The organism is Amycolatopsis sp. NPDC102389, assembly GCF_044765885.1.
In the GTDB taxonomy this organism is placed as follows: Bacteria; Actinomycetota; Actinomycetes; order Mycobacteriales; family Pseudonocardiaceae; genus Amycolatopsis.
This window is the reverse complement of sequence record NZ_JBIWKX010000116.1, coordinates 1-10,029: the sequence shown is the minus strand read 5'-3', so window position 1 is coordinate 10,029 and position 10,029 is coordinate 1. Positions and strand designations below refer to the sequence as shown.

The 10,029-nt window shown below is 69.4% G+C and carries 10 protein-coding genes; 4 read left to right on the top strand and 6 right to left on the bottom strand.

Annotated elements, in window-relative coordinates; translation table 11 throughout:
• Positions 1-265 precede the first annotated feature (265 nt).
• Positions 266-1,087: a class I SAM-dependent methyltransferase gene (locus ACIRGA_RS40455; RefSeq protein WP_400952723.1), complete on the top strand. Its 822-nt coding sequence runs from the start codon at positions 266-268 to the stop codon at positions 1,085-1,087.
• A gap of 4 nt (positions 1,088-1,091) precedes the next feature.
• Here the strand turns inward: ACIRGA_RS40455 and ACIRGA_RS40450 are convergent, their stop codons facing one another.
• Complete coding sequence (locus tag ACIRGA_RS40450) at positions 1,092-2,693, bottom strand: ABC-F family ATP-binding cassette domain-containing protein (protein WP_400952720.1); 1,602 nt, start codon at positions 2,691-2,693, stop codon at positions 1,092-1,094.
• Between the two features lie 368 nt (positions 2,694-3,061).
• Between ACIRGA_RS40450 and ACIRGA_RS40445 the strand changes: the two genes are divergently transcribed.
• Complete coding sequence (locus tag ACIRGA_RS40445) at positions 3,062-3,808, top strand: DUF2382 domain-containing protein (RefSeq protein ID WP_400952715.1); 747 nt, start codon at positions 3,062-3,064, stop codon at positions 3,806-3,808.
• An 8-nt stretch (positions 3,809-3,816) separates the two neighbouring features.
• Here the strand turns inward: ACIRGA_RS40445 and ACIRGA_RS40440 are convergent, their stop codons facing one another.
• The 3 genes from ACIRGA_RS40440 to ACIRGA_RS40430 all read right to left on the bottom strand — a co-directional run bounded on the left by ACIRGA_RS40440 (position 3,817) and on the right by ACIRGA_RS40430 (position 6,851).
• Positions 3,817-5,484, bottom strand: a complete 1,668-nt coding sequence (locus tag ACIRGA_RS40440; RefSeq protein WP_400952712.1) for a serine/threonine-protein kinase — start codon at positions 5,482-5,484, stop codon at positions 3,817-3,819.
• Positions 5,484-6,269, bottom strand: a complete 786-nt coding sequence (locus ACIRGA_RS40435; RefSeq protein WP_400952727.1) for a hypothetical protein — start codon at positions 6,267-6,269, stop codon at positions 5,484-5,486. The genes ACIRGA_RS40440 and ACIRGA_RS40435 overlap by 1 nt, the downstream gene beginning before the upstream one ends.
• A 168-nt stretch (positions 6,270-6,437) precedes the next feature.
• On the bottom strand, positions 6,438-6,851 hold the full coding sequence (locus tag ACIRGA_RS40430) for a hypothetical protein (RefSeq protein WP_400952708.1): 414 nt from the start codon (positions 6,849-6,851) through the stop codon (positions 6,438-6,440).
• Positions 6,852-6,939: 88 nt separating this feature from the next.
• Between ACIRGA_RS40430 and ACIRGA_RS40425 the strand changes: the two genes are divergently transcribed.
• The gene (locus ACIRGA_RS40425; RefSeq protein ID WP_400952704.1) at positions 6,940-7,242 is read left to right on the top strand and encodes a hypothetical protein; all 303 of its coding nucleotides are present in this window, start codon (positions 6,940-6,942) and stop codon (positions 7,240-7,242) included.
• A 111-nt stretch (positions 7,243-7,353) separates the two neighbouring features.
• On the opposite strand, the gene ACIRGA_RS40420 is transcribed toward ACIRGA_RS40425, so the two are convergent.
• Positions 7,354-8,337 carry a TerC/Alx family metal homeostasis membrane protein gene (locus tag ACIRGA_RS40420; RefSeq protein ID WP_400952700.1) on the bottom strand — a complete coding sequence of 328 codons (984 nt, stop codon included), beginning with the start codon at positions 8,335-8,337 and terminating at the stop codon, positions 7,354-7,356.
• 159 nt (positions 8,338-8,496) lie between these two features.
• Positions 8,497-9,300 (bottom strand): LLM class flavin-dependent oxidoreductase, encoded by an 804-nt coding sequence (locus ACIRGA_RS40415; RefSeq protein WP_400952697.1) that lies wholly within the window; start codon positions 9,298-9,300, stop codon positions 8,497-8,499.
• A 145-nt stretch (positions 9,301-9,445) separates the two neighbouring features.
• On the opposite strand from ACIRGA_RS40415, the gene ACIRGA_RS40410 reads away from it, so the two are divergent.
• On the top strand, positions 9,446-9,880 hold the full coding sequence (locus ACIRGA_RS40410; protein WP_400952692.1) for an SRPBCC domain-containing protein: 435 nt from the start codon (positions 9,446-9,448) through the stop codon (positions 9,878-9,880).
• Positions 9,881-10,029: the final 149 nt, after the last annotated feature.

Genomic DNA, 10,029 nt, shown 5'->3' with positions numbered 1-10,029 from the left:
TGCGGCGGCGTCGCCCCGGCCAGGACGGTCCCGGACGAGGCTGAGCCCGCGGCTTGGCGCATGTGGCGATCATCGAGTCCGTGAAGGCCTCCTTGAGGGACCCAGAGTCCCTCAAGGAGGCCTTCACGGACCGAACCGAGGCCCACCGCACGCCAGAAGAAACTGGCACCCCGGAGCGAATTCGAGGCATCCCCGCTCAAGTCCGCATGACAAACCCCAGCCATCCGTTTGACAACACCGTTTTCACCGGGCCATCGTCCAGCCCATGAGCGCTTACACCCGGCAGGCGATGGCGCGACTGTTCGACCGGACAGCCGAGACCTACGACGCTCTCGGCGTCGACTTCTTCGGCACGTTCGCCGAAGAGCTGCTCGACCGGGTGGCGCTCGTCCCCGGGGAGCGGGTACTCGACGTCGGCTGCGGGCGGGGCGCGGTGCTGTTCCCAGCGGCCGAGCGGGTCGGCGCGGCCGGATCGGTGCTGGGGATCGACCTTTCCGCGGAAATGATCGAGCGCACCGCGAAAGACATCGAGGATCGCGGCGTCAAAGCCTTGGTTTCCCTTATGGACGCTCAAGAACCGACCCTGACCGACGCCGCCTTCGACGTGGTCCTCGCGTCGTTCGTGGTCTTCTTCCTGCCCGATCCGCTCGCCGGGCTGCGGTCTTGGCATCGTCTGCTCGCGCCCGGCGGGAGGCTGGGCGTGACCACGTTCGGCGCCGACGATCCGCGGTGGGCCGCCGTGCGCGAGGTGTTCAAACCGTTCGTACCGCCGGAGCTGGCCTGGACGTTGGCCATCAGGGCGGGCCTGTTCGCCACCGTCGAAAGCTTCGGCCAGGCCGTGGAGTCGGCGGGCTTCACCGGTGTCACGTCCGTGGAACGCGTCTATCCGGTGAAGTTCGCCGACCCCGGGCACTGGATCACCTGGTCCTGGTCGCACGGCCAGCGGATGTTCTGGGAACTGATCCCGCAAGACCGCCTCGACGCTGTGCGCCAGGCCGTGCTCGCGGAGCTCGAACCGCTCCGCGAGCCCGACGGGAGCGTGGTGCTGGCGCAGACCGTGCGCTACACCCTCGCCCACCGCGGTTGACGGCTCACAACGCGAGCCTCGGCCAGGACTCCGTGTCCCGTGACAGCTGCCGGTCGTGCGTGGCGATCACCACCGCGGCCGGTGTCGTCTCGAGCGCGGCGGTCAGCTCGTCGACGAGCGCGGCGGACAGGTGGTTGGTCGGTTCGTCCAGCAGTAAGACGTGCGGGCGGCCGGCCAGTACGAGCGCCAGGTCCAGCCGCCGCCGGGCGCCGACCGACAGTTCGGCCACCGGCCGGTGCCGGTCGTAGCCGGCGAGCAGGCCCAGTTCGCCCAGCCCCGGGCCGGAAATCCCCGTCCTGGCGAGCTTTTCGTCGTACAGCTCCATCGCCGTCCTCCTGCCCGGCAGGTCGGATTCCTGTCCCAGCCGCTCGATCCGCGCCGAACGCGAGCGTGTGACCGTGCCCGTATACGGCTCCAGTTCCCCGGCCAGCACGCTCAGAAGCGTCGACTTGCCCGCTCCGTTCGGGCCGGTGATCACCAGCCGGTCGCCGCTTTCCAGCGCCACGTCGACCGGCCGCGCGAGCCGCCCGGCCACCGTCACCCCGGCTGCACGGAGCAGAACCGCGCCTCCGTGCGACGGGAGGTCGGGCATGGAAAACCGGGCGGGCGGCTGCGGGACGGCCACCACGTGCCCGGCGAGCTCCTCCTGCCGCCGGTGGACCGCGCGGACCAGTCCGGGCGCGCGGGTGGCGCGGACATGCCTGCCGGTGCCCTTGGGCGGCCGCCAGTTGTCCCGCAACCGGTTCCGCGCCGCGGACAGGTCGTCGGCCAGCCGTTGCCGCTCGGCGATCTGCTCGGCGTGGTCGGCTTCCCAGCGGGCACGTTCGGCTCGACGCGCCTCGACGTAGCCCGCGTACCCGTCGCCGTAGACGCGTGGCCTGCCGTCGCTCGACGGATCGAGGTCGATCACCGTGGTGGCGACGTCCGCGAGCAACGCCCGGTCATGGCTGACCAGGACGACCACGCCCGGGTGGGCGCGCAACCGTTCGGTGAGGTGTTCGAGCCCGGCCGCGTCGAGATGGTTCGTCGGCTCGTCGAGCAGCAGGACCGGATGCCCGGCGCCGAGCAGGCAGGCCAGCCGGACCCGGTGGCGCTGCCCGACCGAGAGTGTCCCGAGTGGACGGTCACGGTCGTCCACGGCGTTCAAGGCCGCCAAGGACATTTCGACCCGCCTGTCAGCGTCCCACGCGTCGAGGGCTTCGGCCTGTTCCAGCGCGGCGGCGAACGCATCGTCCGCACCAGGGCGGCCATCGCTGAGCGCCTCGGTGGCGGCTTCGAGACGAGCCAGCGCGCCGCGGACGGCGGCCAGTTCGAGGTCGATCAGCGCGCCGACGGTGTCGGCCGCGCCGAGCGGGATCTGCTGGTCGGCCACGCCGGCGGAACCCGATCGGTGCACCTCGCCGCGATCGGCGGCCAGATCGCCGGCGAGCACCCGGAGAAGAGTGGTCTTACCGCGACCGTTCTCCCCGACGATGGCGACCCGGTCCCCGGCCGCGGCGACGAGATCGACCCCGACGAGCACGGGCCGTCCCCCGAAGGAGAGGTGGACGCCGGACAGGCGGACGTGCGCCGCGCGCACAGGCGCGGGCGAAAGAGGGGATGACATGAAGGAACTGCCTCCGGTGAAGTGATGAGCAGGAAGAACGAATTCCGGTACCGCGGCTCGCGGTACCGGTGGAGGCGTCGTTCCTCAGAGGAACAGCAGTTGCTGCATCACGCTGACGAGGTTAGGACACATCCGGGAGCTCCCGCATCCGATTTTCCGATCCACACGTTCGCGCCATCCCCCGGCCTGCTCCTCACCGCGCGGGCACCTGCCTCCACCTGCGACGAGACGTCGCTCCTAGCCCGCGAAGGTCACTTCAAACCACCACTTTCCGGGGTCACCCACAGGGACACCACGACGGTTGCCTTGATCACCGGCCCGGCCGACGGTGGGCTTCTCAGCAGCATCTTCCGAGAGGAGCAGGACCGATGGCGAAGACCATGCAGCCGCAGGAACTCATCGACAGCGCGGTGGTCGACCCGACCGGCAACAAACTCGGGAAGGTGGGCAACGTCTACCTGGCCGACGCGACGCGCCAGCCGGAATGGATCACCGTCAAGACGGGCATGTTCGGCACCAAGGAGAGTTTCGTACCGCTTTCGGGGGCGCATGCGGACCAGGACGGTGTGCACGTCCGCGTCGACAAGGACGCGGTCTCCGACGCGCCCCGTATCGAGGCCGACGGCCACCTGTCAGCGGAGGAGAGCGCGCAGCTCTACCAGCATTACGGGCTGCCGATGCCGCGGACGTCGCCCGACGGCCGGATGGACGCGAGGCCGGACACCGCCAGGAAAGGCCGGGACACCGAGCCCGCCATGACGCGGTCCGAGGAACGGCTGAACGTCGGCACCGAGCAGGTCGAGACCGGCCATGTCCGGCTGCGCAAGTACGTCGTCACCGAGGAGCAGCAGGTCACCGTTCCGGTCAGCCACGAGGAGGTGCGCGTCGAGCGGGAGCCGATCACGAAGCAGGGTGGCGAGCGGGCCGAGATCGCCGAGGACGAACAGGAAGTCGTGCTGCACGCCGAGAAACCGGTGGTGGACAAGGAAACCGTCGCGGTCGAGCGGGCGAGGCTCAAGACCGAGACGGTCACCGAGGACCAGACGATCTCCGGCAAGGTCCGCAAGGAGAAGTTCGAGGTCACCGACGACGAGGGCAAGCACCGCAAGTCGTGACCGGGATTTCAGCGCCTGCTTCGGACGCGGGCGGCCGCGACCACGAAACCGGTCGCCACGGCACCCGCGATCGAGCAACCGACGCCGAACAGGATCGCGGGCTCGTGCACTCTCAGCACCGAGACGCACAGCCACGCCGTCGCGCCGAACAGCAACCCGAGGACCGGGCCGCCGACGAGCGCGCCCCGCCAGCGGTGTCCATTGCGGATGGTCCGCAGCCCGGATTCCAGGTACGCCAACGCGAACAGGGCGAGGATCAGGCTGCCCGCGCCGAGCGCGCTCGCGAGCGGATGCTGTTCGGTGACGACGGTGAAGGTCCGCGGGACGCCGTCCACCGTCAAGGTCGCGGTGACAGCGCCGCCGGCGATCCACCTGGTGAGCCCGGGAAAAGCGAGGTCGGCGCGGAAGCCCTCGCCCTCGGGTTTCGGGACCGCCGACGCGGAACCGAGCGGAATCCCGGCGGCCGACAGGTCGAGAGTCACCCGGCTCGGGCTTCCCTCCCCCGTCACCGCGGACGTCTTGCTGAGGTCGATGGGTGCCGACGACGCCGCGACGCCGTCGACCTTCAGCGTCGTCGCCTCGTGCGGCAGCCGTTCCGGCGTGAGCAGGGTCAGCACCACGAGCGCGATCGCGGCGGCCGCGGCGGCCAGCCGGAACCAGAGCACCGTGCCGGACCGTTCGCGCGGCTCGAAATCCGCGCGGGTCGCCGACAGCGTCGCGTCCGGGGCGGGGCGGCGGACCGGCCTGGTCGGGCCGTCGCCGGCGGGCACCGGTGTGCCGATCGCGGAGATCACCCTCGGGGTGAGGTGCCGGACCGGCACGCGGGAGCGTTCGAGCCAGCCCGGCCCGTACACGGCGGTGGCGGCGGAGGCGAGGTCGGCCGCGAAGGTCTCCGCGTCGCGGTACCGGGAGTCGAGTTCACGCGAGAGGCTGCGCATGACGACCCCGGCGAGCGGCGACGGCACGCCGTCGATCGGGCGCGGATCGGTGAACATGTGCTGGCGCATCATGCTGATCGCGCCGCGGGTGTTGTCGAACGGCAGCTTCCCGGACAGCAGTTCGTAGAGCACCGTGCCCGCCGAGTAGACGTCGGCCGCGGGGCTCAGCGCGTTGCCCATCGCCTGCTCCGGCGCGATGTAGGCGGGCGTGCCGAGGACTTCTCCGCCGTGCGTGACGAGGGTGGCGCCCTCGCTGATCACCTTCGCGATGCCGAAGTCGGCCACCTTCATCACGCCTTGCGTGGTGAAGAGCAGGTTCTTCGGTTTGACGTCGAGATGCAGCACGCCCGCTTCGTGCGCCGCGTGGAGCCCGGCGAGCATCGCCAGCCCGATCGCGCAGGCCTGCTCGCCGCCGATCTCACCACTGCGGAAGCGGCTGTGCACCGTGCCGCCGTCGAGGCGTTCCATCACCATCAGGTGCTCACGGCCGGTGCGCACGTAGTCGTACACCGGCACGATGTGCGGATGGTCGAGGCTGGCCAGCACGCGAGCTTCGCGGTCGAACAGCTCACTGCTGACGGCGTGGTTCAGCACGTCCCACGGCAGCTGTTTGATGGCGACGTCGCGGCGCAGCGAACGGTGGACGCCGGCGAAGACGACCCCCATCCCGCCCTGCCCGATCGCGGCCCCGATCTCGTACTGCGGCAGTGCGGCGACGACCTCGGCGGGTGCGCTCATCAGTTGAATTCCTTGGTGGCGTCGGGAAAGCGGACCGTCTCGTCGCCGCTGGGCCCCGGGGCGGGATGCGGGGTCAGATAGCCGAGCAGGAACGCGATCGCGGCGGCGCCGAGGACCACCGGGATCTCGATCGCCGGTTCCGGTGGGACGAGCCGCAGCACCGACAGCGAGACGACGGCGACGAGCCCGGTGCCGAATCCGGCGGGCAGAAAACGCAGACCACGGCGCCACCGGTTGGTGGGAAGGCGGTGACGGGCCAACGCCAGCAGGGCGGTCAGCCACGCCAGCACGGTGAGCACGAGCATCGCGAGCCCGAAAGCGCCGTAGACGGACCAGAAGGACCCGCGGATGTCGGCGACCGTGGCCGCCTCGCCGAGCGTGCCGCGCTGGGCGTCCAGCAGTTCGACCGTCGACGGGAGCAGCCCGATCGCCTGGCCGGAGAGGTCGGCCATGTCCAGCACGAAGGTCCTGGTGACGCGGCTGTGCGCGGGGACCTCGAACGGAGCCGTGGTGTCGTAGGCGAAGAAGGTCAGGGCGAGCGCCACGCCGGCCACCCGTACGCTGCGGACCTTGACCGTGGTCCCTCCGCTGTTGGCGGCCGTGACGGTGAGCTCGATCTGTTTCGCCGGGTCGATCATGACCGTGGCGTTGGCGATCGGCCGGTCGTCGAGGGTGACCGCCAGGCCGAGCCTGGCGTCGGCGACATCGTCCGCATTGGCCGGTGGAGAGCCCAAGAGGATCGCGCACAGACCCAACGCAACCCCTGCCGCGATGACACGTCCCATTTTGCGCATCCCCTGTTTTCCTTATCCGACTGGTCCGGAATGCTACAGCGAGTACTTACCGGAGAGGGACGTCCCAATGCGTATCGTGGTTCGCCTGATATTCGGCACCGTGACCGGTTTGTTGTTCCTGCTTTCCCAGGTGGGAGCGGGAAACGCGCAGCAGTCCCCCTATGAGTCCACAGTTGGTTTGAAACCTTCGAGCGGCTCCGCGGGGAGTTCTTTCACCATTTCCTGGAATTTCTCCCCGTGCAAAGGACCGATTTCTTTCACGTGGGAAGGAGCGGCCATCACGTCGGTCAGCGCCCCCAGCGGACAGGTCGGGGCGACCGTGCCGGGCAACGCGACGCCCGGCAGCCACACCGTTACGGGCACCTGTACGAACGCGCGGACGGGCGGGCCGCTGACCGGGAGCGCGACCTTCCGCGTGACCGGGACCGTGACCACGACGCCACCTACGACGAAGGTGCCTCCGACGACGAAGCCGACCGTCCCGGTGACCACCCCGACCAGACCGGGAACGACCACGACTCCGACCACCCCGGTCACCACGACGACGCCGCCCACCACGACCCCACCGTCCACAACGGACACTCCCCCGCCGCCAACGGACGTCCCGTCGACGAGCAGCACCCCGCCGGGCCCGAACGACCTGGTCCTCGACCGGCCGAGTGTGCAGCCCGGTGACGCGCTCTCCGCGACCGGCAAGGGCTGCACACCCGGCGAGCGCGTCACGCTGACGTCGGACGGCGAACGCGTCGGCGGCGCCTACGCCGACGGCACCGGCGCCTTCGCCGCGGCCGTCGAGTTCACCCGGATCGAGGCGGGCAGGCACACCGTCGTCGCGGACTGCGGCGTGCGGCTGACCGGCGCCGTCGAGCAGGTCGTGACCAGTTCGTCCGGCGGGCACTCCGGCACCCTGGTGGTGCTGGTGTTCTTCGTGCTGACCGGGATCACCGTGATCCGTTTCCCGTGACCCTCAACGCGGTGGCCGCATCGCCCCGAAGACCAGGAGCAGCGCGCCCAGGAAGAGGACGGCGACCGCCAGATCGATCAGGAAGCCGGCGACGAGTGCGGTGATCATCGCTCACTCCTCTGCCGTCCGGGCGGCTTCACGACGGCGCGCGTACAGGCTGGTGAACGAGACCGTGACGAGGACGGCGACGATCACGCCCAGCGAGGCCGGGGTCGGCACCTGCGGCACCGACGGCCAGATCCCGTGTGCCCAGTGCAGGACCAGCTTCACCCCGATGAAGGCGAGGATGATCGCGAGGCCGTGGTTCAGGTGGACCAGCTTCGCGAGCGCCGAATGGAGCACGAAGTACAAGGCGCGCAGGCCCATCAGGGCGAAGGCGTTGGTGGCGAACACGAGGTACGGGTCTTCGGTGATGCCGTACACCGCGGGCACGGAATCGACCGCGAACACCACGTCGGTCGCGAAGACCGCGACGACCACGACCGCCAGCGGGGTGAGCGCCCGGCGTCCGCCTTCACGCACGGTCAGCCGGGTGCCGCGATAGTCGTCCGTGACCGGCATCAGCTTGCGCAGCAACCGGACCGACCTCAGCTGCGAAAGGTCCATCTCGCTCGGGCCGTCGGACATGGCTTCGCGCAGGATCTTGATCGCCGAGACCAGCAGGATCACGCCGAAGACGAGGAACGCCCAGGTGCCCGCCGACAGCATCGCGGCGCCGGCCGCGATGAACACGCCGCGGAGCACCAGCGCGCCCACGATGCCGTACAGCAGCACGCGTTGCTGCACGGCGGGCGGGACCGCGAAGGCGGCGAGCAACAGCATGAAGACGAACAGGTTGTCGACCGACAGCGATTTCTCGACGACGAAACCCGTCATGAACTCGAGCGCCTGGCCTCCGCCGAACTCGAGCCACAGCCAGAGCCCGAACACCACCGGAAGCGCGAGATAGAAGGCCGACCAGCCGGCGGCCTCCCGCATCGACACCTCGTGGGGACGCCGGGTCACGGCGAAATCGGCGACGAGCAGTGCCAGCAGGACGGCGATACTGATCGCCCACAACCAGGGTGATCCCACGGTTGCCACGGACTCGGACATGGAGCCTCCTCGAACTCGAAGTTCGAGGTCTCCTTCACCCCGGTGGGGCGGCCTCCCGGGGACACCGGCGGGATGTCCGTACTGACCGGGCAGGCTCTTGGGAAGTACTCCCCTCGTCGGTCCAGTATCGCACTTGGTAAAGAGATATTAAAGCCGGGGTCAAGCAGGGCCCTCCCTCAGTACGCCGCGTACCGCGTCGACGGACAGGTCATCCCACGGGAACTCGGCCATCCACCAGGTCGCCCCCGCCCGCTCATAGGGCGCGAGATCCGTGCCCGCGGGCACACCGATTGCGAAGTCGTACCGCCCCTTGTCGCCTTCGCGCAGCGCGGTGATCGTCTCGACCGCCTCGGCGAACTCGTCCGCATGAGGCAGGTTCACGGGGAAGAATCCGTCGTATCGCGCGGCCCTGCGCATCGGCTTCGTCTTCCCCGGGAATCCGGCCAGCCACACCGGGACCGGGCGCGCGGGACGAGGCAGGAAGGTGATGTCGTCGACCGTGTAGTGCACGCCGCGATGCCGCACGGGCTCACCGGACCAAGCGGCGGTGAGGATCTCGAGCGACTCGTCGAGCATCGCGCCGCGCTTGCGATCGTCCAGTTCGTCGCCGGTCCTCGAGAACTCCTCGCCGAAGCGGTCACTGCCGAGCCCCGCGCCGAGGATCAGCCTTCCGCCGCTCAACCGGTCCAAGGTGGCCGTCTCGCGGGCGAGCTTGACCGGACGGCGACGGGCCAGCGGCGTGACCATCGGCCCGAAGGCGAGCTTCTCGGTGGCGGACGCGACGGCGGCGAGCGTGATCCACGGATCCGCGATCGCGCGCACCGGCTCGCGCCAGCGGACGTGGTCCCAGACGAACAAGCCGTGCCAGCCCGCTTCTTCGGCCTCGGCGGCGAGGCGCGCGATGATCACCGGGTCGGCCAACTCGTCGAAGATCGGCAGCCAGAGTGCTGAGCGAAGGGTCATGGCCACGACCGTACGGACCGGCACCGACAATTACGGCCTGTTCGCCCTCCGATCACGCGAGTCACGCCTCACCGCTTGACACCACCGCTAGAGTTCAACCAATACATTGATTAACCATCCAGTTGAATACCCTGGAAGAGAACCCATGGCCGATCTGACGATCACCCGTCTCCTCGACGCGCCACGCGAGCTCGTCTTCCGCGTATGGACCGACCCGGACCATCTCGCCCGATGGTGGGGTCCGGCCGGCTTCACCGGCAAGTCCTGCACCGTCAACCTCACCGAGGGCGGCAAGTGGCGCACCTGCATCAGCGACGGCGAGACCGAGCTGTGGGCGTCAGGCGTCTACCACGAGATCGTCCCGCCGGAGCGGCTCGTCTTCAGCTTCGCCTGGGAGGAGCCGGAAGGCTTCCGCGGGCACGACACCCTCGTCACGGTCACCCTCTCCGATCTCGACGGCAAGACGGAGATGTCGTTCCATCAAGCGGTCTTCGAGACCGTGACGGAGCGCGACAACCACACCGAAGGCTGGCAGTCCTGCTTCGGCCGCCTCGTCGCCTACCTCACGGAGCTGCCCTAAGGCAAACTTGGCCACGGTGACGTGATGGACGGGCGGATGGTGGGATGAAGGCTCCTTGGGTTCACGGGGTCGTTGCAACACCGATTGTGGTCGGAGGTTGTGATGGTGGGTCGTGTGCCGTTGGTGCGGGATGTGCGGGTGCGGTTTTG